Genomic DNA, 22,192 nt, shown 5'->3' with positions numbered 1-22,192 from the left:
ACACCCTCGCTTCGTGAAATCTTCGCCCCCGGCTGATCCCCGGGGGCGAACTTCTTCCGGGGCCGCCTCTATCGGTCGTGCGCTCCACCGCCGGCCAGGCCACCATCGAGTACGTCGCCGCGATCGCCCTCATCGCGGCGCTGCTCGTCGTCGCCGCGCCGGCGGTGGGCGCGCCGTCCGTCGCCGCGGCCGTCGTCGCGCAGATGGAGCGCGCGCTCTGCATCGCGGGGCTGGACATCTGCGACGCGCGGATGGCCCGCGACGCGGGGCTCGCCCCGTGCCCGCTCAAGACGGACGTCACGGGGCACGAGGCGACGGGGACCGCGTTCAGCATCGAGCTCGGGCACCGGCTCACGCTGACCGTCACGCCGAACTCCGACGGCACGGTGACCGTGGTGCGGTCCGCCAGCGGCACCGCCGGAGGCTCCGGCGGCGTGGGGTACGACGTCGCGGTGGGCCCTGTCGCGTTCCAGCTCGGCGGCAACGCCGGCTTGACCGCCCGCGTCCAGGCCGCGCGGGCGTGGGTGTTCCCGGACCAGGCGGCCGCGGACGAGTTCCTCCGCCACGCCGTGGTCAACGGCTTCCGGTGGGAGCGCTTTCCTCCCGCGTGGAACTCGATCGAGGGCGGCGAGGAGGTCAGCGCCGCGCTCGGCCTCGCGTTCGGCGGCAAGGAACAGGCCGACCTGATCGGCGTCGCCGCGTCGGGCCAGGCCGCGCTCGGAGCGCGGATCGCGCCTGGCCGGGTGGTCACGGTCTACGGCCGCGTGGCCACCGACGGCCCGGAGCTGCAGCTGCCGCTCACCCCGTCCACGGGGTTGGGCAAGCACGAGTGGCTCGCCGAGGTGACGTTCGGGCCGGACGGCCCGCGCGAGCTCGCGTTCCGGCACGCCGCGGCGTCCGAGCTGGACAGCCGCGTCACGGAGACCGTGTCGCGGCTCGACCTGCGCGACCCGGCGAACCGGGCGGTCGCCGCTCCGCTGCTGGCCATGAAGTGGCCGTGGCGCGATCGCGCGGCGCTCGCGGCGGCGGCCGAGCGGATCTCCACGCACGGCACGATCGAACGCACCGTCTCTTCGGTCGAGGACGACACGCGCGGCATCTCCGGGTCGGTCAAGGGCGGCTGGAAGTTCGGCGGCAGCGTCAAGCGCATCAAGGTCCACCGCTCGTTGGTCTCGGCCTCCGCGCGGGCGGGCGGGTTCGAGCGACAGCGCTACGACTGCGTCAAGTGATGCGCGACGTCCCAGGTCCACAGCTCGACGACGTTGCCGTCGGGGTCGTCGACGTAGGCCGCCCTCGAATGCGGCCGCGTACCGAACTCGTGCTCGAGGACGTCGAGGCCCTGTTGGCGCAGGTGCGCTACGGCGTCCTCGTAGTCGTCGGCTGCGATGTGCATGGCGAAGTGGACATGGATGCCGCCGCGGCCCTTCGCCAGGCCGACCTGCGGGCGCCAGAGGCCGATCCGGGTGCGGTCGCCGGCCATCACCCAGATCGCCTCGCGGTCCGGCCAGCGGTCCACCACCGGCAGGCCGAGGATGCCGTTGTAGAAGGCCTCGGCGGCCTCGAGATCGACCACCTCGAGCACGAGCTCGCTAACACCGGTAACTGGGATGCCCATCGGTCCGATTCTGCCGTGTTGCCCGCTAGTGTCGAAGCCGTGGAGTCCTTCACCGCTGACGAACGCGCGCGCCTCGCCCCGTACTTCTCGAACGTCGACGGGCCGGTGTTCGCGCTCGTCGATCTGCCGGAGACCGTGAAGGCGGCCATGTTCGCCCGCTACTCGCGCTATCCGGGGACGCTGCGGCGGCTGTTCCTGGACGAGTTCGCGGACACGTTGCCGGCGGGCCGCGGTGGCGGCGAGGACGTCGAGGGCGCGCGGGCGGCGGAGCTGTTCGAGCGGATCTTCGTCGGCTACGGGGACGACTCGGTCGCGCAGCTGGGCGGGGCGCACCTGGCGGTCGAGTGGTGCTCGAACGTGCTCACCAAGGTGCTGCAACGGCCGCGGATCGCGGGCTACCTGGAGCAGTCCACGCGCTACATCGCCTACGACGCGCCGATGCCCGGCGGCGGCTACCGCTACTACCGCGAAGCGTCGCTGGGGGCGGAGTACGCGGCGTCGATGGACTTCCTGTTCGACGCCTACGCCGAGGCGCTGCCGCGCGTGAGCGCGTGGGTGGACGAGTCCTACCCGACGTCGTCCGGGGAGTCCGAGGCCGCGCGCCGGCGGGCCGTGAAGGCCAAGGCGCTCGATCTGCTGCGCGGGCTGCTGCCCGCGGCGTCACTGTCGCACATGGGCATCTATGCCAGCGGCCAGATGTACGAGCAGCTGATCCTGCACCTGCTCGCGCATCCGTTGCCGGAGGCGCGGCTGTGCGGGCAGCGGATGCTGGAGGCCGTCAAGTCGGTCATCCCGAGCTTCGTCTCGCGCGTGGAGCGCGAGGGCCGCGGGGACGTGTGGGTCGACTACCTCAGTGGCCGGCGCACCGCCGAGCGCACGTGGGTGCAGCGGCTCGGTCTGGACCGTGACGAGGCGGCCGAGGAGCGCTCGTCCGTGCGGCTCGTGCACGTGGACGGCACCGAGGACCAGCTGCTCGCCGCGCTGCTGTTCGAGGCCGCCGGCGTCCCGGAGGAGCGCACGCTCGCCGCCGTCGCGGACCTGGACAGCGAGGCGCGCGCGGCGATGCTCAGCGACCTCGTCGGCGAGCGCGCGAACCGCCGTCACCGCCCGGGCCGCGGGTTCGAGGCGCTACGCTACCGCTTCGAGATCGTCTCCGACTACGGCGCGTTCCGCGACCTCCAGCGCCACCGCATGCTCACCGTGCAGTGGCAGGGCCTCACGCCGGACCTCGGCGCCGAGGTGCCCGAGGAGGTCGTCGCCGCCGGGTGCGGAGACCTGTACGAGCGCGCGCTGGACCGCTCCCGCGCCGAGTACGCGCGCCTGCACGAGGCCGGCCTCACGGACGCGGCGCCGTACGCGCTCTGCCTCGGCTACCGCATCCGCTACGTGCTGGACCTCAATGCCCGCGAGGCGATGCACCTGTGCGAGCTGCGCAGCGCCCGCGAGGGCCACTCGAGCTACCGCGCCGTCGCCCAGGCGATGCACACCGCGATCGCCGACGTCCACCCCGCCGTGGCCGCCACGATGAAGCACGTCGACCATTCGACCGAGCCCCGCCTCGAGCGCATCCTGGCGGAGATCCGCGGCGAGTCCCGCCGCGCGCAGCTCACGGCGTGAGCGCGGCCGAAGAGGTCCTGGCCGCCGCGGCGCGGCGGTCCGAGGCGCTCGTGGCGCGCGACCCGGTCGTCCTGCGCGAGCTGCACCACCCCGATCTGCGCTGGACGACGCACCGCGGCGACGTGCGCGACCGCACCGCGTACATCGCCGGCAACACGGAGGGCGACCTCGTGTGGCGGGCGCAGCACCTGCTCGAGGTCGAGGTGCTCGTGCACGGCGACACCGCGGTGCTCGTCGGCGTCGTCCACGACGAGTTCGAGCGCGCGGGCGAGCCGGGCACGCTGGACATGCCGCTCACGCTGACCTGGGTGCGCGAGGAGGGGACGTGGCGCGTGCTCGCGGCGCACGCTGGGCCGCCGCGGTCCTAGCGCTGGCCGGCGCGGGCTGCGCCGACGTCTCCGTCACCACCGAGCCCGACCGCACCGAGCGCCGGGGCCGTGTGACGCGCGTCGTCGACGGAGACACGGTCAAGCTCGGCGGCGAGACGGTCCGGCTGCTCGGCATCGACACGCCCGAGAGCCGCCGGCCGCAGACGCCCGTCGAGTGCGGCTCCAAGAAGGCGGCCACGGCCCTTCGCCGGCTCGTGGAGGGCCGCACGGTCACGCTCGTGCGCGACCCGACCCAGGACGCCACCGACCGGTTCGGCCGTACGCTCGCCTATGTGAGCGTCGCCGGGAAGGACGCCGGCGAGGCGATGGTCGCGTCCGGCTGGGCGAAGCCGTACGTGTACGGGGACGTCGAGTTCGCGCGGGCGGGTCGATACCGCTCGGCGGCGGCCGACGCGCGGGCGCGGGGCGCGGGCGTGTACGGCGCGTGCAACGGCGACTTCCACCGCGCCGCCTAGTCGCCGAGCGGTCGGTTGGTCAACCTCTGGTTGACCAATTGAGCACTCGATGCCGGTTCAGGCGCGCACGGAGGCGTCGACCTCCAGGGTGCGCGACCGCGGCGAGGACCAGCCGCGCTCGACGCGCGGCGGCATCGCCCACAGCGCGCGCAGCCGGCCGCCGAAGCCCAGGCCCTGCGCCAGAGCGCGCCGCAGCGCGCGGCGCCCCGACCGCGAGGGCCGTTCCGGAACCGGCGCGTAGCGCCCCGAAGCGAGCGCCCGCAGGTATGAAGCCACCTCCGGCGAGGACGATCCCAGCCGGCGCTCGAGCTCGCGCAACGTGGTACCCGTGGACACGGGCCGGCCGACGCGGCGCAACGCGTCCTCGACCTCGGCGATCGCGCGGTCCATCGGGGTCGCCCCGCGCGGGCGGCGGATGAACAGGACCACGGCCAGCACGAGGGCGATCGCCGCGATCACGAGGCCGACCCACAGCAGCCAGCGCCAGCTGCCGCCCTCGTCGTCCGCGGCGGTGGTGTCGCCCGTGCCCGTCTGGAGGTCCGGGCGCACCGCCTGCGGGTTCGTCCCGTCGGCGCCCGGGGCGGTGCTGTTGCCACCGCTGTCGGGCGTCGCCTGCGCCGCGGCCGGCGGGGCCGTGATCGAGCCGGCGACGCGCGAGCGGGCGGGCGTCGCGGCCGGCGTCGGATCGACCGTCACCCAGCCGATCTCGTCGAACCAGACCTCGACCCACGCGTGGGCGTCGGTGTCGCGGACGATCCACGCCTGCTTGGACTCCGAGTAGCCGCCCGGCGAGAAGCCCGTCGCGACGCGCGCGGCGATCCCGCCCATGCGCAACATCAGCGCCATCGCGCCCGCGTAGTGCTGGCAGTAGCCGAGGAACGACTCGTTGATGAAGTAGTCCAGCGGCTCCTTCCCCGGCGGCGTGGTCGGCGGGCGCTCCTCGTAGCGGAACTCGGGCTGGTGCAGGTAGGCGTCGACGGCGCGGATGAAGTCCAGCGACGTGTCGGACTCGGACTTGAGCCGCTGCACGAGCTGCCACGTGCGCTCGTACCTCGAGCGCTCCATGACCTCGTCGATCGAGCGCTCGATCCGTCCCCCGCGCCGCGGGTAGGTCGCGTAGGAGGGCTCCATCGAGCCGAACGGCGCGAAGTACACGCGCGCCTCGCCGATCCTGCCGCCGAACGCGCCTTCCTGCACGATCTCCTGCCCGGTCTGCAACGGCACCGTGATGGTGCGCGAGCCGTCCTGGCGCTCGGCCCGGCCGGTCGTCGCCTCCTCGAGCCGGTCCCCGACCGGGTTGGGCACGTACACGCGTGCGCGGTAGGAGTCGTTGCGGCGCAACCCGTTCGGCGCGTCCCAGGTGCCGGGCGAGAAGCCAGGCCGAACCAGGTCAGAGTTGTCGCTGACCTCCGTGATCGTGCCCGCGCCGATCACGTCCGTCGTCTGCACGCGCTTGACCGACACCTCGATCTCGCTCGACCACGCCGGGCGGTCATCCCACTCCTCGGGCACGTCGGCTTCCCACGGCTCGTCGAAGAACGCGGTGTCCTGCACGTCCTCGCGCACCTGCCAGGCGTCGCCGTTGAAGGTGTCCAGGTTGCGGGCCTTCCAGTACAGCGGGTCACCGGAGACGATCCGCATCACCTCAGTGCCTTCGCGCGGCCACGTGATCGGCCCGTAGCTCTGGGCCCACGAGAAGCGCACGGGATCGGCGGGCCCGAGGCTCTCGGCGAAGGCGCGGTAGTCGAACCACGGCTGGCCGCGGTCGGCCGTCGCGGCCACCGGCAGCGCGCCCACGAGTGCGAGCAGGAGCAGCCCCGCCACGCCCAGGCCCGGCCGCAGCGGCAGCCGCTCCAGCCACAAGAAGCACACGGCGAGGGCGGCGATGATCAGCCCCAGCAGCACCGGGCGGGTGCCGCCGATCGAGATGATCGGCGACGCGACCACGACGATCATCACGGCCAGCGCGACGAACGGATAGCCGCGCTCGGGCACCTTCAGCGGCACGCGCTCGCTCGAGCGCATCGCCACACGGGGCCAGAACGTGAGCAGTCCCGCGAGGATCAGCAGCTGCGCGCCGAGCAGCTCGAGCACGATCCGCGGCCACGGGTCGGCGCTCGCGTACGGCAGCCGCACGGTGCCGAGCGCCTGCAGCCCGCTGGCGAGGCCCGAGACCAGCTCGTCCCAGTGGCGCGGACGCAGCAGGCGCAGCTCCGGACCGGCCAACAGGTAGCCGGCGAACAGCGCCGCGAGCACGATGAAGAGCAGCGCAGCCGCGCGCGTGCGCGGCCCGAGGCGCCAGTGCCGGCGCGGCGGCGCGCTCACCAGCAGCACGGCCAGCGCCGCCCCGACGGCCGCGAGCACCCACAGCAGCACGCGCCCCGTGGACAGGCCCTGCACGAGGCGCTGCCACTCCAGCGCGCCGACCGTGCTCAGCGCCGCCAGCCCGAAGAGCCGCGCGCCCCACTGCGGCAACAGCACGCGGTTGGCCGGGCGCGACCGGTCGCGCCGCCCTGCAACGACCGCCGTGGCCACGGGCTAGGCGTTCCCCTCCAGCTCGCGCTGGCGCAGCTCGATGCGCCGGATCTTGCCGGTCAGGGTCTTCGGGAGGTCGTCGACGAACTCGATCCTCCGAGGGTACGCGTAGGCGGACAGGCGATTACGCACATGAGCCTGGATCTCGGCCACGAGCTCGTCGGAGCCGTCGTGCCCCTCGGCCAGCACGATGAACGCCTTGACCACGCTGCCCCGCCGCTCGTCGGGCGAGGCGACGGCCGCCGCCTCCTTCACCGCGGGGTGCTCCAAGCAGGCGCTTTCGACCTCGAACGGGCCGATCCGATACCCGGCCGCGATGATCACGTCGTCCGCGCGGCCCTCGTACCAGACGTAGCCGTCCTCGTCGAAGCGGGCGGCGTCCTTGGTGTGGAACCACTCGCCGCCGAACGTCTCGCGCGCGGCCTCCTCGTTGCGCCAGTAGCCGAGCGGATAGTGCGGATTCGAGCGCGCGCGCAGGCAGATCTCGCCGCGCTCGCCCTGCGGCACCGGGTGCTCGTCCTGGTCGAGGATCTGCACGTCCCAGCCGGGCATCGGCTTGCCCATCGAGCCCTCGCGCACCTCCATGAACGGGAAGTTGGCGCACAGGGGGTAGGACTCGGTGAGCCCGTAATAGTCGAGCACGGTCACCCCGTACTGCTCGCGGAACCAGCGGATGGCCTCGGGGTTGAGCGGCTCGCCGGCGCTGCACACGATCCGGAACTTCTGCGGATACCGGGTCCCGGCGTCGCCGATCGACATCATCGAGCGCATCGCGGTCGGCGTCGTGAAGACGTTCGAGACCTCGTGGCGGGAGAGGAAGTCGAGCTGCTTGTGCGGATCGAAGCCGCCCTCGCGCTGGTAGACGAGTTGCACCGCGCCGAGCCGCCACGGCCCGAGCAGCGGCGCGATGCCCGCCGCCCACGCCCACTCCCCCATGCCGTGAAAGCGCTCGCCGTCCTGCACGTCGTGGCAGTAGATGAACTCCTCGTGCGCGAGCAGGTACCGGTGCGCGTGGATGATGCCCTTGGCCAGCCCCGTCGTGCCGCTCGTGTAGTAGAGCTGCGCCGGATCGTCGGCCAGCGTGTCCTCGGGCTCGAACTCCGGCTCGCCGCCGGCGAACACCGCATCGTCCAGCACCAGCACGTGCTCGACGAGCGCCGGGTCGACGCGGTCCTTGTTCGCCTCGTTGGTGACGAGGACCTTGGCCTGGGAGTCGCTGACGCGGTGGCGGATCCCGTCATCCCCGTAGAGCACCGACATCGACAGCAGGATCGCGCCGCACTTCCACGTGCCGAAGAACGCCGCCGCGGTCTCGGGCGTCGGCGGCAGCAGCATCGCCACGCGGTCGCCCTTCTGCACCCCGTGCGCCCGCAGCACGTGCGCGAACCGGTTGGAGCGCTCCTGCAGCTCGCCCCAGAGCACCTCGCGGACCGTCCCGTCGAAGTGCTCGTGGATCATCGCCGGCTTGTCGGCCGGGTGCTTGTCGCACACGTCCTGCGCGATGTTGTACCGCTCCGGCACGTGCCACGCGTGGCTCGCGACAGCTTCCTCGTAGGACTGCGGCGACACGGCTCCTCCCTCGGTCTCGCGACGGCCAGAAAGAGGATAGGCGCCGACCGTGGGGCCGGCGCCTTCCGCTCAGAGCACCTGGGGATAGGCCTTGAGCTTGAGCGTCAGCGTGATCGAGTCGTCGCCGTCCATGTAGTTCTTGGCGTAGAGCGTGACGGTGTGGCTGTCGTAGGCGTCGAACCAGATCGAATAGGGCAGCTGGATGTAGTCCTTCATGATCGGCGCGGCGCAGTTCTGGCCCTCATAGAGCTCGAGCCGCAGCTTCTTGAGCCGGATCTGGTGGTCCGCCGCCGCGGTGACGGTCGAGTAGACGGCGCCGCGGACCTCGTCGCCCGTGCAACGGGAGAAGGACTGCAGCTTGTAGGTCGGGAGGGAGCCGACGGGTCCGAACACGGTGCCGTAGAGGTCGTGGATCTGGACCTCGTCGGCGCCCCACTCGTCGTCGACGATCTTCATCGACGAGCCGGGCATGGCGACGAGCTTGAGGGTCTCACCATCGCTCCAGTACGGGAACTGCCACGGGGTCTGCGCGTTCGCGGACGAGGAGAGACCGGCGAACGCGGTGATGGTCAGCGCGACGAGCAGCAATCGGGAGAGGGTCGTGCTCATGCCGGCGATGCTCGCGGCCGTCGTCGGCGCCGGCATCAGGCACCTCACTGATCCGTGCCCTTGTCCCCGGGCGCCGACCGCGCGACGAACTCAGAAGTCCGCGCGCTGCGGCACGCCGGCCCCGTCGAGCCAGTAGCGGGTGGTGAGGTCGGTCGCGGGCTCGGCGCCTTCCAGCGTCCGCCGCCGGCCGTCGGAGACGGAGAACACGCCGCCAGGGTGCAGCAGATGGCGCGGCGTCAGCGCGGTCACCTCCGGCGAGTCCGAGACCCGGCGCTGCTTCGTGCCGCGGCACGCCCACGTCGCCCCGGCCGCGCGGCTCACCACCAGGTTGCCGTCGCGCAGGATCAGCCGTGCGCCGCGCCGCGGCGCGCAGCGCCCGACCGTGCGGGCGAGCGGACGTGGCCGCGGCGGATCGCCCGCGGGCAGCGTGAAGACCCGCGTGCGCGCCACCGTCGTCCCCTCCGTCCAGTACAGCCGCGCTCCGGCTCCCGCGGGGTGCGAGGCCGGCTCCGCACTCAGCCGCTCGACGGGTCGCCGGTCGCTGAAGTGCGCGGTGACGCCCTCGTCGGAGGCGAAGACCAGCATGCCCGGCAACGCGACCACGTCCGCCTCCTCGTTGCCGACCGTGACCGAGTCACCGGTCCGCAGGTCGGTCAGCGTGTCCTCGCGCACGTCGGGCGACTCGGCGAACGACGCGTGCATCGTCGTCCACAGCCAGCGCCGCCCGACGATCCCGCTGACGTAGGAGGACTCGTCGGTGCCCATACCGTCGTTGACACGCACCCCGACCTGCCGCTCACGCCGCGTGGCGCGATGGCAGGCGAGGAGCTTGGAGCCGCGCGCGTAGACCTGGACCTCGGGCGTCTCGTACTCGGCCCGCGCGGGCTTGACGCCACAGGCGGCGTCGGCCCGCGTGGGGACGAGCAGGACGAACGCGATCAGGACCCACGGAGCGCGGCGCATCGCGCGCCGCATGCTCTCAGACCCCGACGCCCTTGAGCGCCTCGAACGTGATCCAGGCGCCGGCCCAGTCGCCGCCCTCGTCCGTGTTGTCGACGTGCAGGTACTTGGTCGCCATGTCGCCCGGCTGCATGTTGAACGTGATCGGCGCGCTGACGCCGTCGAGGTCGTCGCTGTTGCAGCTCGCGCCCTCATACATCACCAGCTGGGCGGTGACCTTCATGGTGCGGTCGTTGACCCAGGTCTGGCCGGTCACGACGACGTGCACCCGCACCTCGTCGCCGGCGCAGTAGGCCGGGGACGCCTTGAAGCTCAGGCTCGTCGGCGAGAGCTTGCCGAACACCCGACCGTCGAACTTGTACTGCTTGTACTCATGGTTGCCGCTGCCCTCGTGGTCGGTGATGCCGATGTGGCCGAGGTACGCGCGGACCTTGGCGTGCTCGTTGCCCCACGACGCGGCCGAGGCGGACGTCGTGAGCCCCGCGAAGGCGGCGACGGTCAGGGCGGTCAGGAGCAGCCGGGAAAGTGTCGTTCTCATGGGACGCATGCTCGTGGCCCGCGATGCGCGGCGCATCGGTGATCGCCCCCTGATCTTTGCGGGTGTGGGCTCCCGCACGGGTCGGGTGCGGATAGCTTTCGTCCGTGGACGTTCTCCTGGGCGTGCTGCTGGGCGTCGTGCTCAGCGCCTCGGTGTTCGCGGTCAGCCGGCTGCTCGCGCCGCGACGGGTGCTGGCGCCGGGCGAGGAGGGCGTGCGCGCGGCGCTGCACGCCGCGGCGGCGACCCTCCCACACCTGCGCAAAGGGCTCACGCGCGAGTCGGCCGGCAAGGCGATCGGCCACCTGCACGCGCTCACCCAGGCCGCAGGCGTGCTGATCGACGACGGCGAGACCGTCCTCGCGGCCGACGGCCTCCCGGCGGAAACGCGACATGTGTCGCTAAAGAGGGACTGTCCCTCTTTAGGAAACGCGCTCGATTGGCTGCCGGACTCGAGCCGGGTGGAGGTGCACAGCGGGCCGGCGCCGTTCGGGAACACGGTGGTCGCGCCGCTGATGGTCGGCGGCGAGCGGATCGGCCGGCTGGCGGCGTTCTACGGGCCGGAGCGGCGGCTGCGGCCGGAGGACACGCGGGTGGTGAGCGAGGTCGCGGCACTCGTGTCCGCGCAGGTCGAGCTGTCCGTGCTGGCCGAGCAGGAGGAGCGGCTCGCGCAGGCCGAGCTGCGGGCGCTGCGCGCGCAGATCTCGCCGCACTTCATCTACAACGCGCTCGCGGCCGTGGCGAACAGCATCCACACCAAGCCGGAGGAGGCGCGCGAGCTGCTGACCGAGTTCGCGGAGTTCACGCGCTACGCGTTCCGCGGCAACCGCTCCTACGTGACGCTGGCCGACGAGCTGCACTACGTCGAGAAGTACCTGCGGCTCGAGCAGGCGCGCTTCGGCGACCGGCTGGACGTGCGCGTGTCGGTCGCGCCCGAGGTGCTCACCGCGGTCGTGCCCGTGCTGAGCATGCAGCCCTTGGTGGAGAACGCGGTCCGGCACGGCGTGGAGAAGGCGGTCGGACCGTGCCGCGTGGAGATCCTCGGCGCGGACCTCGACACCGACGTGGAGCTGACCGTCCGCGACGGCGGCGCCGGCATGGACGCCGAGGCGGCGGACGCCGCGCTGCACGGCCGCGCGGGCGGGATCGGGCTCGCGAACGTGCACGCGCGGCTGCAGTCGACGTTCGGGCCCGAGTACGGTCTGGAGGTGGAGTCGACGCCCGGACAGGGGACCGTCGTGAAGATGCTCGTGCCGAAGTTCCGCGCCGGGGTGCGCGCGGCGTGACGGCGCGCGGCGAAGCCGCGGGGCCGCCGGAGGCGGGCGGCCCGTGAAGATCCTGGCCGTCGACGACGAGCGGCCCGCGCTCGACGACCTCGCCCGCGTCCTGCGCGCGCAGCCGTCGGTCTCCGAGGTGGACACGGCCGAGTCCGGTGAGGAGGCGCTGCACGCGCTCGCCGGCGGCGAGCACTACGACGCCGTCTTCCTCGACGTGCGCATGCCGGGACTCGACGGCGTCGAGCTCGCCCGCGTGCTGCGGCGCTTCGCGGCGCCGCCGGCGCTGATCTTCGTCTCGGCGTACGAGTCCGCTGCGGTCGAGGCGTTCGAGCTGCGCGCGCTCGACTACCTGCTCAAGCCGGTGTCCAAGGCGCGCGTGGCCGAGGCGCTCGGGCGGATCGAGGCGAAGCCGGAGGACACGACGCAGACGCTCGCGGTCGACGCGCCCGGCGGCGGCACACGCCTCGTCCAGCGCGCGGACATCCTCTACCTGCAGGCCCACGGGGACTACGTGCGCGTCGTCACCGCCGACGCCCGCCACCTCGTCCGCGGCACGCTGAACGAGATCGAGCGTCGCTGGGCGCCGCACGGCTTTCACCGCGTGCACCGGCGCTACCTCGTCAACCTCTCGCGCGTGACCGAGGTCCGGCCGCAGCTCAACGGCACCGCCGTGCTGATCCTGGCCGACGGCGGCGAGCTCCCGATCGCCCGCCGCGAGGTGGCCGAGCTGCGCCGGCGGTTGCGCTCGTGAGCGTGCCGTCAGGGAATCCCTCGGAACGGGTGGTCCTGTGAGCCGGCTCCCCTCCGAAGACCTCTCCGAGGCGACCGCCCACGCCGCGGTCTATCTGCGCCGCCTGCGCCGCGAGCAGCTGCGGCTCGCGCTTCTGAGCCTCGTCGCGTTCGGCGGTGCGATCGGCGCGCTGCCGCTGATCCTCTACCTGCTGCCCGGCCTGCACGACACCCAGGTGCTCGGCGTCCCGGTGCCGATCTGGCTCGTGGTCGTCCCGCCGTTCCCACTGTTCTTCTTCATCGGCTGGCTCGAACAGCGTCGCGCCGACGGGCTCGACGAAGCGTTCCGCGACCTCGTCGAATGACGCTCTCGATCATCGCCGTGATCGCGGTGACGGGCGCAGCGCTCGGCATCGGCACCTACGGCGTCAAGCTCGCCCGCACCACGTCGGACCTGTTCGTCGCGTCGCGCGCCGTCTCGCCGTGGTGGAACGCGGCCGCGATTTCCGGCGAGTACCTGAGCGCGGCGAGCTTCCTGGGCGTCTCCGGGCTGATGCTGAAGTTCGGAGCCAGCGCGTTGTGGCTCCCGGTCGGCTTCACCGCGGGCTACCTGACGCTGCTGCTGTTCGTGGCCGCGCCGCTGCGGCGGTTCGGCTCCTACACGATCCCCGACTTCGCCGAGGCCCGCCTGCCCGCGCCGTACATGCGCCTGCTCGCCGCCGGCATCGTGCTGCTGATCAGCGGCTGCTACCTGGTGCCGCAGCTCAAGGGCGCGGGGGTGACGCTGCGCGCCATCACCGACGCGCCGTACTGGGTCGGCGTCGCGCTCGTGAGCCTGATCGTCGCGCTCAACGTCAGCCTCGGCGGCATGCGCGGCGTCACCTACGTGCAGGCCTTCCAGTACTGGGTGAAGGTGTTCGCGATCGCGTTCCCGGCGCTGCTGCTGCTGATCCACCTCGGCGGCCTCCCCGCTCGCGCGGCGCTGTTCGGCGAGGAGATCCCCCGCGCGGACCGCGCCATGGTGATCGAGCTCGACGCGCCGCGGCCCGTCACGTTCCCCGACACCGGCGAGACGCGGGTCGTGAGCCGTGTGGAGCTGGCGCGCGGCGACGCGTTCCCCGTGGCCGAGGGCATCGACGCCCAGACCGGCGACGAGTGGTCGCGCCCCGTCGCGGAGTCCGGCCGCGGCTCGCCGATCCTCATCTACAGCCTGCTGCTCGCCACCTTCCTGGGCACGATGGGGCTACCGCACATCCTCGTCCGCTTCTACACCAACCCGGACGGGAGCGCCGCGCGCCGGACCACGGTGCGCGTGCTCGGCCTGCTCGGCGTCTTCTACCTGTTCCCCGCCGTCTACGGCCTGCTCGGCCGCGCGTTCACGCCCGAGCTCTACGTCACCGGCGACACCGACTCCGTGGTCCTGCGCGTCCCGGCCGCCGCGTGGCCCGGCCCGATGGGCGACATCCTGGCCGCGATCGTCGCCGCCGGCGCATTCGCGGCGTTCATGAGCACCGCCTCCGGCCTGCTGGTGAGCATCGCCGGCACGGTCTCCCACGACGTCGTGCCCGGGAAGGCGCGCAAGCGACGCACGCGCTTTCGCATCGTCAGCGTGGTCGGCATGCTGCCGCCCGCGCTGCTCGCGCTCGCCACGCCGAACGTGGACATCAGCGTGCTCGTCGGCTGGGCCTTCGCGCTCGCGGCGAGCACGTTCTGCCCGCTGCTGCTGCTCGGCGTCTGGTGGCCGCGCCTGACGGCGTCCGGCGCCGCGGCGGGCATGCTCGCCGGCGCGACGGTCGCGACCGGCATGATCGCCGCAGGGCTGATCGGCGACGTGTCGCAGGAAACGGCCGCGGGCGCCATCCTCACCCAGCCCGCGGCCGTCTCCGTGCCGATCGCGTTCGCGGCGATGATCGTGATCTCGCTGCGCAGGCCGCCCCAGAACGTGAGCGCCGTGATGGCGGCGCTGCACGTTCCGGAGCCGGTGTCCCCCTGACCCTATGCCTGTTAGGCGACCTTCTCCAAGGCTCGCTCGGAGCCCAGGCCCGTCTCCGCGCGCACGAACAGCTCGTCGTAGCTGCTGTGCTCGGACGGCTTGCCGCTGCTGAGGATCGTGCCGAGGAAGCAGCCGAGGAACCCGAGCGGGATCGAGATGATGCCCGGGTTGTTGAGCGTCCAGCCGATCGGCGAGCCCGTGACGGTGTCCGCGCCGGGCCACACCTTGGGGCTCACGATGACGAGGAAGATCGAGCTGACCACGCCCGTCACCACGCCCACGATCGCGCCCGTCGTGTTGAAGCGCCGCCAGCTCAGCGCGAGCAGCAGCGCCGGGAAGTTCGCGCTCGCGGCCACCGCGAACGCCAGACCCACCATGAACGAGACGTTCAGGCCGGAGCCGCCGATGACGGCGATGATGATCGCGATCACGCCGATGGCGAACGCGGCGATCCGCGCCACGAGCACCTCTTCGTGCTCGGAGTCCTTGCCCTTGCGGACGATCGAGGACCAGATGTCGTGGCTGAACGCCGCCGAGGCGCTGAGCACGAGGCCCGCGACCACCGCGAGGATCGTCGCGAACGCGACGCCGGCGATGAACGCGAGGAACAGTGAGCCGCCGAACGTGCCCTCGCCGCCGCCGAGGAACTCGGCCAGGATCGGGGCCGCGAGGTTGCCGCCGGTGCCCGCGGCCTCCACGCCGCCCTCGCCCAGGAAGGCGCGCGCGCCGAAGCCGATGAACGTCGTCAGCAGGTAGAAGAAGCCGATGATGAACATCGCCCAGACCACGGACGAGCGCGCGGCCTTGGCGTTGGGCACGGTGAAGAACCGCATCAGGATGTGCGGCAGGCCGGCGGTGCCGAGCACGAGCGCGAGGCCCAGGGACACGGTGTCCAGCGGCTTCGGCAGGTAGGTGCCGGGCGCCAGCGAGAAGGTCGAGTCCGGCCCCTTGTTCGCGTCCGCGCGGTTGAACAGCTCCACCGGGTTGAAGCCGACCTTCGCGAGCACGAACACCGACATCATGAAGATGCCCGCCATCAGCAGGACGGCCTTGACGATCTGCACCCACGTGGTGGCGACCATGCCGCCGAAGATCACGTAGCAGAGCATGAAGACGCCGGTCAGGATCACCGCGAGCGAGAAGTTGATGCCGACGAGCTTCTCGATCAGCACGCCCGCGCCGACCATCTGCGCGATCAGGTAGAAGGTGACGACCGCGAACGTGCCGAGCGCGGCGGCGGCGCGCGCCGGGGTCTCGTTCAGGCGGAACGACAGCACGTCGGCGATCGTGTACTTGCCCGCGTTGCGCATCCGCTCGGCCAGCAGGAACATGACCGTGAGGAACGCGACGAGGAAGCCGATCGAGTACAGGAACCCGTCGAAGCCGTACAGGAAGATCAGGCCGGCGATGCCCAGGAACGACGCGGCCGACAGGTAGTCGCCCGAGATCGCGAGCCCGTTCTGGCGGCCGGTGATCTGCCGGCCGGCAGCGTAGAAGCCGACCGCGCTGGACGCCTTCTTGGACGCCCAGAACGTGATGCCGAGCGTGATGGCGAGGATGATCGCCGCCATCACCAGCGCTTCGACGTTGACCTCAGCGAAGAGGGACACCATCAGGCCTTCACCCCGGTTCCCTCGTCCTTACGCACGAAGCGCGCGTCCTCGGCCTCCGCGGCCGCCTCGACGACCTTGTCCGCGAGCGGGTCGAACTCGTTCTCGGACTTGCGCAGGTACCAGATGCCCAGCACGAAGACCATCAGGAACTGGGTCAGCGCGAGGCAGTAGCCGACGGTCAGCCCCTGGTAGACCGACTCGCCCATGAAGTCGCTCGCGTACCCCGCGAGCAGGATGAAGCCCATGTAGTACGCGAGGAAGAAGATCGTCGCGGGTACGACGAAGCTCTTCCGGCGCTTGACGAGCTCTCTGAACTCGTCCGAGCGCTCGATGCGTTCCCAGTCCGGCATCGCGTCTCTCTCCTCCTTGCAGCGATTTGGAGGAGCCTTGCGCGACCGCGCAAGTATCGAAACGCGCAATCGACGGACGGTGGTTGTGGCGCGACGAACGGTCGCGCCACCACGACGGACGGATTCCCCCTACGCGGGCACCGCCCGCAGCCGGAACAGCGTGTGCCCACCGTCGGCGGCGTCCTCGTGGTCGTTGATCGCGTTCAGGTACACGCCGATCGTCTGGCCCATCTTGATGTTGAACGTGTACAGCTCGGACTGGCCGTCGAAGTCGGTCGTCGCGCAGCTCGCCCCCTCGTACAGGTCGATGTGGGCGGTGACCGTCGCCTCGGTGGACGTCTTCCAGCGATACCCGGTGATGATGAGCTCGGCGCGCACTTCACCGCCGTAGCAGCGCGAGTACTTGTAGTTGAAGGTGCTGTTGCCGGACCCGAGGACGCCGACGGTGATGCCGCCGAGGCTCCACGTCTTGGATTCCTTGCTCCAGACGTCCTCGTCGGTGACCGAGAACCAGCCACCGCCGTCGATGACGAGCCCCATCGGGGCGTTGGCGGCCGAGGCGGTGCCCGCCCCGGCCAGGGTGAGGATCAGCGCAGCCAGCAGGCTGAGGAAGAGTCGGTTCATGGCGCCATCATCGGCGCCGCCGGGCGCCGTGACATCGGCACCCGGCCCCGAACCTATCCCTGAAGTTCTCGGGTGCGGGTGCCCGCACCTAGCCTTCGCCGGAGGCGTCGCGCTCCTTGATCTTGCCCTCCAGCTGCGCCATCACGTCCGGGTCGCGCAGCGTCGTGACGTCGCCGAGCTCGCGGCCCTCGGCGATGTCGCGCAGCAGGCGGCGCATGATCTTGCCCGAGCGGGTCTTGGGAAGGTCGCCGGCCCAGATGATGCGCTTGGGGCGGGCGAACTTGCCGATGCGGGCGGCGACGCGCTCGCGGATCTCGCCGATCAGCGCGTCGTCGCCGTCGTCGTCGGCGCCCTCGAGCGTCACGAACGCCGTGATGGCCTGGCCGGTGTCCTCGTCGGCCTGGCCGATGACGGCGGCCTCGGCGACCTTCGGGTGCGAGACGATCGCGGACTCGACCTCGGCGGTGGAGAGCCGGTGGCCGCTCACGTTCACGACGTCGTCGATGCGCCCGATGATCCAGAAGTAGCCGTCTTCGTCCTTGCGGGCGGCGTCGCCGACGAGGTACGTATCCTTCCCGAACTTCGAGAAGTACGTCTCGACGAAGCGGTCGTCCTCCTTGTAGAGGGTCCGCAGCATCGAAGGCCAGGGCCGCTTGAGGATCAGGTAGCCCTGCCCCTCGTCGACGTCCTTGCCCTCCTCGTCGACGACCGCGGCCTCGATGCCGGGCAGCGGGCGGCCGGCCGAGCCGGGCTTGGTGTCCAGCAGGCCCGGCAGCGTGGTGATCATGATCGAGCCCGTCTCGGTCTGCCACCAGGTGTCGACGATCGGCGCCTTGCCGCCGCCGATCACCTTCCAGTACCAGAGCCAGGCCTTGGGGTTGATCGGCTCGCCCACGGTGCCGAGCAGGCGCAGGCTCGAGAGGTCGTGCTTCTCAGGGTGCTCGGCGCCCCACTTCATGCACGCGCGGATCGCGGTCGGCGCGCAGTACATGATCGTCACCTTGTAGCGCTCGACGATCTCCCACCAGATGTCCTTGGCGGGGTAGTCCGGCGCGCCCTCCCACATCACCGACGTCGCGCCGTTGGCCAGCGGTCCGTAGATGATGTAGCTGTGGCCGGTGACCCAGCCGACGTCGGCTGCGCACCAGTAGATGTCCTCGTCCGGCTTGAGGTCGAAGACGGCCTTGTGCGTGTAGGCGACGCCGGTGAGGTAGCCGCCCGTCGTGTGCAGGATGCCCTTCGGCTTGGCGGTCGAGCCGGACGTGTAGAGGATGTAGAGCGGGTCCTCGGCGTCCATCGGCTCCGGCGTGTGCTCGGCCGCGGCGTTCTCGAGGAGCTGCGCGTAGGAGTGGTCGCGCCCGTCCTTCATCGGCGCGCCGTTGCCCGTCTTCTCGACGACGACGATCCGGTCCACGAGGTCGCCGATGACCTCATCGACCGTCTCCTTGATCGGCGCGGTCTTGCCCTTGCGGCGCGCGCCGTCGACCGTGATCAGCGTCTTGGCCTCGGAGAACTCGATCCGCTCCTTGACCGACTCGGCGCTGAAGCCGCCGAAGACCACGTTGTGGATCGCGCCGATGCGCGCGCACGCGAGCATCGCGACCGCGACCTCGGGGATCATCGGCAGATAGATCGCGACCACGTCGCCCTTCGCGACGCCCAGGTCGGTCAGCGCGTTGGCGAACTTCTGGACGTCCCGGTGCAGGTCGGCGTAGGTGATGTCGACCTCTTCGCCCTCCTCACCGCGCCAGTGGTAGGCGACGCGGTTGCCGTGGCCGGCCTCGACGTGGCGGTCGACGCAGTTGTAGGCGACGTTGAGCTTGCCGCCCACGAACCACTTCGCGAACGGCGGGTTCGACCAGTCCAGCACCTGGTCCCACTTGGTGTCCCAGTGCAGCGCCCCGGCGCGCTCGGCCCAGAACGCCTCGTAGTCCTCGGCCTGGTCGTAGATCGCAGCGTCGGAGACGACGGCCTGCTCCTTGAAGCCGTCCGGTGGCGAGAACGTCTCCTGGTCCAGCAGCTCCTCGAGTTGGTCCTCGAGCGTCGCCATGCGATCTCCTCCCCTGGTGTGTCTTAGGAACGCTTCTTTCGCTTGCTGCGGCCCGCGCTGGGCGCCTTGGGCGCCTGCGCCGGAGCCGGCTGCGGCGCCGCATGGCCGAGCCGCTCGGCGCGGGCCTGCGCGAGCTCGGCCGCGGTCGGCCACGGCTCCGCCTTACCCGTTCTCCACGCGGGCGGATCTCCTCCCGGCCAGCGGCCGAGGAACAACACGCCGAGACCGGCGACCCAGAAGACCTGCACGACCGGCAGCGGATAGATGACGAACATCGCGCCGGCGACGATCCCGAGGTAGCCGAAGAGCTTGGTGAGCAGCCCGACGCGCATCGCGTTGAGCGAGATGATCACGAGCCCGACGGCCAGCAGCAGCGAGCCGATGCTGAACATGATCTGGCCGAACTGCTGGAAGCTGTTCTGCGGCCGGGTCGCCTCCTCGACCGTGCGCGTGCCGTCCATGAACTCGTTGGTGAGCACGACGACCGAGCCCTGCACGATCAGCGTCCCGAGGCCGAGGACGACGCCGCCGATGATCGGGACGTAGACGAGGAAGCGCTTGAACTCGGCTGCCCGGCCGCGCACGGCGACGCCGAGGAAGCCGGCGACCCAGGCCATGCCGATGAAGCCGACGAGCCCGCCGATGCCGATGCCGAGCACGAGCAGCTGGTTGTCCTGCAGGTACTGGAACTCGGCGACCCGCAGTGACTCGAGCTCGGCGACCCGGCCGGGCTGCGCGCCGCGCACGATCGCGTCCAGGCCGCTGATGCGCGGCCCGTCGGCGCGCAGCACCTCACCCGAGATGAAGTAGACGAGCAGGCCGAGCGTTCCGAGCAGCGCCGCGATGGCGGCACGCGTACGGTGGCGCCTCTCCCACGAGAGCGTCTTTTCAGGATCCAGCGTTGCGGCGGCCACGTCCGCTGACACTCTAGTCGCGCATGCTCGGGGGAAGCCCGACTCGGCGCGCCGGCTCCGGGCCGAGTTGATCGCGGCCGGCGATCCGGGACGCCTTGTCACCCGCGTACAGGACGACGTTGAGCGCGGGCGCCGCGAGCTTGATCAGCGCCTCGATGCGGCGGGTGTTGCGGAGCTGTGCCGCGCTTCTGTAGGCCACGATCGCGCAAGGGTACACTCGCCGCCGATGCTGGTCGGCGAGGTGATGACGGAGTCGGTGGTGACGGCGAACCCTGACGCGCCCGTGCGCGAGATCGCGGAGCTCATGCGCGAGCGCAACGTGGGCTCCGTCGTGCTCGTGCGCGACGGCGGCGCGCCCGTCGGGTTCATCACGGACCGCGACATCGCGCTGTCGGTCGTGGCCGAGGGCCGCACGGGAGAGGACCGCGCGGCCGAGCACGCCTCCTCGCCCGTGATCAAGGCCGAGCCCGACATGGAGGTCGAGGAGGCCAGCCAGCGGATGATCCGCCACGCCGTGCGGCGGCTCGTCGTGGTCAGCGGCGGCTCCGTGGTCGGCGTCGTCACGCTCGACGACCTGTCCTCGCGCGGGCTGGAGCCGGAGCTGTCGGCGCGCGTCACACGAGCTGCGCTGCCCGAGTATCTGTTCCACGCTCGCGGCGGCTGACGACCGCCTCCGCGAACGCGCGGATCACCGGGTGCGCGCGGCTGCCGTCGCCCGCGAGCTCCGGCTGGAAGAGGGTGCCCAGGAAGAACGGGCGGCCCGGGAGCTCCAGCGCGCGCGGCGCGCCGTCCTCGTCGTGGGCCCCGAACACGACGCCGGCGGACTCGAGCCGCGTGACGAACTCGGGCGCGATCCCGTACGAGCAGTGGTAGCGCTCCAGGCGCTGGTCGACGCCCGCGATCTTCGCGATCAGCGTGCCGGGCGTGTAGCGGATCACCCCCTCGTGGCCGACGAGCGAGCACTCCAGCGGCACGATGACGTCGGTGCCGGTCGAGCCGTACTCGGCGTGGTTGGCCTCGGGGAGGTTCGCCAGCTCACGGGCGAGGTGGATGATCGCGTGCTGGAAGCCGCCGCACGTGCCCAGGAACGGGATCCCATTCGCGCGCGCGGTGCCGACGGCGTCGATGACCTTCTCGCGGTCGGTGTAGGGGCTGCCGGGCACGACCCAGATGCCGTCGAAGCGGTCCAGGTCCTCGGCCTCGGTGGACGGAATCCAATACGGGTCGAGCACGATCCCGTCGCGACGGCGGAGCGTGTCGATCAGCAGCGGGATTCGTCCGTGGGCGCGAACGGTGGGCGAGCGGTCTCCGACGAGGGCGATGGTGGCGGCGGGCATGCGGTGCATCGTCGCGTCTGGTCGAGTTCACGTCCAACGATGATTCCTGCGAGTACGATCAGCTTCGCTTATGGACCCGCGGTTCTTGAGGACGTTCGTGCGCGTCGTGCGGCTCGGCTCGTTCAGCGCCGCGGCGGCCGAGCTCGGCTACACGCAGTCCGCCGTCTCCCAGCACATCGCGGTGCTCGAGGGCGACGTCGGCGTGCCGCTGCTCACGCGCCGGCCGGTCGGCGTGACCGAGGCGGGCGCGCGGCTGCTCGAGCACGCGGAGCCGATCCTGCTGCGGCTAGACGCGGCCCGCGCGGACGTCGCGCGCGTGGCGAGCGGGCCGCCGTCGCGGCTGCGGATCGGCGCGACGCCCCTGGCCGCGACCTTCGCCGCAGAGCTCGTCGCGCCCGCGCTGGCCGTGACCGTCCGCGTGGGCGCGCGGGACGAGATCGCCCGCGCGGTGGCCGTCGGCGAGCTCGACGCGGGCGTCGTCGACGGGGTCGCCGCGCCCAACGACCCGCTGCGCCTCCCGGAGACGGGCGCCCGCGTGGCACGGGTCAAAGAGGAACCGCTGGCCGTCGCCGCGCCACTCAACCACCCGCTGGCGGCCCTCAGCGAGTCGCCACGCGGTTCCAGCCGGGCGCGCGCGACCCCCGTCCTCGCGGAACATCCCCCTTTTTCGGCGAAGCCGGTTCCGCGAGACGGGGGTCGCGCGCGGCCGGCCACCACGGCGCCCCGCCAAACCGGACGCGGCGTCCGCCTCGAGGACCTCGTCGACGCCCGCTGGATCGACGCGCCGGCGATCTGCGCGCCGCTCGCCGACCTCGCCTCGCTCGCGCGCACCGAGGGCTTCCGCCCCGCGCTGCACTACGACGGCGCCGATCTCGCCGGCCTGCTCGCGCTCGTCGCGGCCGGACACGGCCTCGCGCTGCTCCCCACCCGGGCGCTGCACGGCGTGGCCGCGCTGCCGGTCATCGCGCCCGCCCTGACGCATCGCACCGAGTGGTTGACCGACACCTACGGGTAACCCGAA

The 22,192-nt window shown here is 71.7% G+C and carries 23 protein-coding genes; 10 read left to right on the top strand and 13 right to left on the bottom strand.

Annotation, left to right across the window (positions count from 1 at the left end; genetic code table 11):
- Nucleotides 1–77 precede the first annotated feature (77 nt).
- Nucleotides 78–1,229 carry a hypothetical protein gene (locus OJ962_RS05815; protein WP_202956173.1) on the top strand — a complete coding sequence of 384 codons (1,152 nt, stop codon included), beginning with the start codon at nt 78–80 and terminating at the stop codon, nt 1,227–1,229.
- Here the strand turns inward: OJ962_RS05815 and OJ962_RS05810 are convergent.
- Nucleotides 1,211–1,615 carry a VOC family protein gene (locus OJ962_RS05810; RefSeq protein WP_202956172.1) on the bottom strand — a complete coding sequence of 135 codons (405 nt, stop codon included), beginning with the start codon at nt 1,613–1,615 and terminating at the stop codon, nt 1,211–1,213. The genes OJ962_RS05815 and OJ962_RS05810 overlap by 19 nt on opposite strands.
- A gap of 39 nt (nt 1,616–1,654) precedes the next feature.
- Here OJ962_RS05810 and OJ962_RS05805 point away from each other — a divergent pair, with 39 nt between their 5' ends.
- From OJ962_RS05805 to OJ962_RS05795, 3 genes are read left to right on the top strand one after another with little or no spacing between them, the layout of a single operon-like run.
- A complete protein-coding gene (locus OJ962_RS05805; protein WP_202956171.1) occupies nt 1,655–3,232 on the top strand; it encodes an FAD-dependent thymidylate synthase in 1,578 nt (525 codons plus the stop codon).
- Nucleotides 3,229–3,600 carry a nuclear transport factor 2 family protein gene (locus OJ962_RS05800; protein ID WP_202956170.1) on the top strand — a complete coding sequence of 124 codons (372 nt, stop codon included), beginning with the start codon at nt 3,229–3,231 and terminating at the stop codon, nt 3,598–3,600. The genes OJ962_RS05805 and OJ962_RS05800 overlap by 4 nt, the downstream gene beginning before the upstream one ends.
- The gene (locus OJ962_RS05795; protein WP_202956169.1) at nt 3,558–4,076 is read left to right on the top strand and encodes a thermonuclease family protein; all 519 of its coding nucleotides are present in this window, start codon (nt 3,558–3,560) and stop codon (nt 4,074–4,076) included. The genes OJ962_RS05800 and OJ962_RS05795 overlap by 43 nt, the downstream gene beginning before the upstream one ends.
- A 57-nt stretch (nt 4,077–4,133) precedes the next feature.
- On the opposite strand, the gene OJ962_RS05790 is transcribed toward OJ962_RS05795, so the two are convergent.
- The 5 genes from OJ962_RS05790 to OJ962_RS05770 all read right to left on the bottom strand — a co-directional run bounded on the left by OJ962_RS05790 (nt 4,134) and on the right by OJ962_RS05770 (nt 10,287).
- Complete coding sequence (locus OJ962_RS05790; RefSeq protein WP_202956168.1) at nt 4,134–6,611, bottom strand: transglutaminase-like domain-containing protein; 2,478 nt, start codon at nt 6,609–6,611, stop codon at nt 4,134–4,136.
- Between the two features lie 3 nt (nt 6,612–6,614).
- Entirely contained in the window at nt 6,615–8,180 is a 1,566-nt protein-coding gene (locus OJ962_RS05785; RefSeq protein WP_202956167.1) for an acyl-CoA synthetase, read from the bottom strand.
- Nucleotides 8,181–8,249: 69 nt separating this feature from the next.
- Nucleotides 8,250–8,789 (bottom strand): hypothetical protein, encoded by a 540-nt coding sequence (locus tag OJ962_RS05780; RefSeq protein ID WP_270006232.1) that lies wholly within the window; start codon nt 8,787–8,789, stop codon nt 8,250–8,252.
- Between the two features lie 90 nt (nt 8,790–8,879).
- Entirely contained in the window at nt 8,880–9,752 is an 873-nt protein-coding gene (locus tag OJ962_RS05775; RefSeq protein WP_270006231.1) for a hypothetical protein, read from the bottom strand.
- Between the two features lie 16 nt (nt 9,753–9,768).
- Nucleotides 9,769–10,287, bottom strand: coding sequence for a hypothetical protein (locus OJ962_RS05770; RefSeq protein WP_202956164.1), 519 nt, complete (start codon nt 10,285–10,287; stop codon nt 9,769–9,771).
- A 104-nt stretch (nt 10,288–10,391) separates the two neighbouring features.
- On the opposite strand from OJ962_RS05770, the gene OJ962_RS05765 reads away from it, so the two are divergent.
- Genes OJ962_RS05765 through OJ962_RS05750 form a run of 4 tightly spaced genes read left to right on the top strand, consistent with a single transcriptional unit; the run spans nt 10,392 to nt 14,283 of the window.
- Nucleotides 10,392–11,570: a histidine kinase gene (locus OJ962_RS05765; RefSeq protein WP_202956163.1), complete on the top strand. Its 1,179-nt coding sequence runs from the start codon at nt 10,392–10,394 to the stop codon at nt 11,568–11,570.
- A gap of 43 nt (nt 11,571–11,613) precedes the next feature.
- Nucleotides 11,614–12,312, top strand: coding sequence for a LytR/AlgR family response regulator transcription factor (locus OJ962_RS05760; protein ID WP_202956162.1), 699 nt, complete (start codon nt 11,614–11,616; stop codon nt 12,310–12,312).
- A gap of 37 nt (nt 12,313–12,349) precedes the next feature.
- On the top strand, nt 12,350–12,655 hold the full coding sequence (locus tag OJ962_RS05755; RefSeq protein WP_202956161.1) for a hypothetical protein: 306 nt from the start codon (nt 12,350–12,352) through the stop codon (nt 12,653–12,655).
- Complete coding sequence (locus tag OJ962_RS05750) at nt 12,652–14,283, top strand: sodium/solute symporter (protein ID WP_202956160.1); 1,632 nt, start codon at nt 12,652–12,654, stop codon at nt 14,281–14,283. Before OJ962_RS05755 ends, OJ962_RS05750 begins: the two co-directional genes overlap by 4 nt.
- An 11-nt stretch (nt 14,284–14,294) precedes the next feature.
- Here the strand turns inward: OJ962_RS05750 and OJ962_RS05745 are convergent, their stop codons facing one another.
- The 6 genes from OJ962_RS05745 to OJ962_RS05720 all read right to left on the bottom strand — a co-directional run bounded on the left by OJ962_RS05745 (nt 14,295) and on the right by OJ962_RS05720 (nt 20,033).
- Entirely contained in the window at nt 14,295–15,854 is a 1,560-nt protein-coding gene (locus OJ962_RS05745; RefSeq protein ID WP_238932078.1) for a solute symporter family protein, read from the bottom strand.
- A 41-nt stretch (nt 15,855–15,895) separates the two neighbouring features.
- Entirely contained in the window at nt 15,896–16,246 is a 351-nt protein-coding gene (locus OJ962_RS05740; protein WP_202956158.1) for a DUF485 domain-containing protein, read from the bottom strand.
- Between the two features lie 129 nt (nt 16,247–16,375).
- The gene (locus tag OJ962_RS05735; protein WP_202956157.1) at nt 16,376–16,870 is read right to left on the bottom strand and encodes a hypothetical protein; all 495 of its coding nucleotides are present in this window, start codon (nt 16,868–16,870) and stop codon (nt 16,376–16,378) included.
- Between the two features lie 88 nt (nt 16,871–16,958).
- Nucleotides 16,959–18,920 carry an acetate--CoA ligase gene (gene acs, locus OJ962_RS05730; protein ID WP_202956156.1) on the bottom strand — a complete coding sequence of 654 codons (1,962 nt, stop codon included), beginning with the start codon at nt 18,918–18,920 and terminating at the stop codon, nt 16,959–16,961.
- Nucleotides 18,921–18,943: 23 nt separating this feature from the next.
- Nucleotides 18,944–19,834 carry a hypothetical protein gene (locus tag OJ962_RS05725; RefSeq protein ID WP_202956155.1) on the bottom strand — a complete coding sequence of 297 codons (891 nt, stop codon included), beginning with the start codon at nt 19,832–19,834 and terminating at the stop codon, nt 18,944–18,946.
- Nucleotides 19,835–19,847: 13 nt separating this feature from the next.
- Nucleotides 19,848–20,033, bottom strand: a complete 186-nt coding sequence (locus tag OJ962_RS05720) for a hypothetical protein (RefSeq protein WP_202956154.1) — start codon at nt 20,031–20,033, stop codon at nt 19,848–19,850.
- Nucleotides 20,034–20,060: 27 nt separating this feature from the next.
- Between OJ962_RS05720 and OJ962_RS05715 the strand changes: the two genes are divergently transcribed.
- Complete coding sequence (locus OJ962_RS05715) at nt 20,061–20,498, top strand: CBS domain-containing protein (RefSeq protein ID WP_202956153.1); 438 nt, start codon at nt 20,061–20,063, stop codon at nt 20,496–20,498.
- Here OJ962_RS05715 and OJ962_RS05710 read toward each other — a convergent pair.
- Complete coding sequence (locus tag OJ962_RS05710) at nt 20,449–21,171, bottom strand: glutamine amidotransferase-related protein (RefSeq protein WP_202956152.1); 723 nt, start codon at nt 21,169–21,171, stop codon at nt 20,449–20,451. The two genes, OJ962_RS05715 and OJ962_RS05710, sit on opposite strands and share 50 nt — an antisense overlap.
- Nucleotides 21,172–21,241: 70 nt before the next feature.
- Here OJ962_RS05710 and OJ962_RS05705 point away from each other — a divergent pair, with 70 nt between their 5' ends.
- Nucleotides 21,242–22,186: a LysR family transcriptional regulator gene (locus OJ962_RS05705; protein WP_202956151.1), complete on the top strand. Its 945-nt coding sequence runs from the start codon at nt 21,242–21,244 to the stop codon at nt 22,184–22,186.
- The last annotated feature ends 6 nt before the right edge of the window (nt 22,187–22,192 follow it).

The organism is Solirubrobacter deserti, from assembly GCF_027587175.1.
GTDB lineage: Bacteria > Actinomycetota > Thermoleophilia > Solirubrobacterales > Solirubrobacteraceae > Solirubrobacter > Solirubrobacter deserti.
Note: the sequence above shows the minus strand (reverse complement) of the source record. Positions and strands in the feature narration are given on the sequence as shown.

Coding starts and splice junctions, on each gene's coding strand:
- OJ962_RS05735 (WP_202956157.1), bottom strand. CDS start 16,870: ATGAACCGACTCTTCCTCAGCCTGCTGGCTGCGCTGATCCTCACCCTG.
- acs (WP_202956156.1), bottom strand. CDS start 18,920: ATGGCGACGCTCGAGGACCAACTCGAGGAGCTGCTGGACCAGGAGACG.
- OJ962_RS05740 (WP_202956158.1), bottom strand. CDS start 16,246: ATGCCGGACTGGGAACGCATCGAGCGCTCGGACGAGTTCAGAGAGCTC.
- OJ962_RS05770 (WP_202956164.1), bottom strand. CDS start 10,287: ATGAGAACGACACTTTCCCGGCTGCTCCTGACCGCCCTGACCGTCGCC.
- OJ962_RS05710 (WP_202956152.1), bottom strand. CDS start 21,171: ATGCCCGCCGCCACCATCGCCCTCGTCGGAGACCGCTCGCCCACCGTT.
- OJ962_RS05780 (WP_270006232.1), bottom strand. CDS start 8,789: ATGAGCACGACCCTCTCCCGATTGCTGCTCGTCGCGCTGACCATCACC.
- OJ962_RS05810 (WP_202956172.1), bottom strand. CDS start 1,615: ATGGGCATCCCAGTTACCGGTGTTAGCGAGCTCGTGCTCGAGGTGGTC.
- OJ962_RS05745 (WP_238932078.1), bottom strand. CDS start 15,854: ATGGCGGCGATCATCCTCGCCATCACGCTCGGCATCACGTTCTGGGCG.
- OJ962_RS05715 (WP_202956153.1), top strand. CDS start 20,061: ATGCTGGTCGGCGAGGTGATGACGGAGTCGGTGGTGACGGCGAACCCT.
- OJ962_RS05705 (WP_202956151.1), top strand. CDS start 21,242: ATGGACCCGCGGTTCTTGAGGACGTTCGTGCGCGTCGTGCGGCTCGGC.
- OJ962_RS05750 (WP_202956160.1), top strand. CDS start 12,652: ATGACGCTCTCGATCATCGCCGTGATCGCGGTGACGGGCGCAGCGCTC.
- OJ962_RS05775 (WP_270006231.1), bottom strand. CDS start 9,752: ATGCGCCGCGCTCCGTGGGTCCTGATCGCGTTCGTCCTGCTCGTCCCC.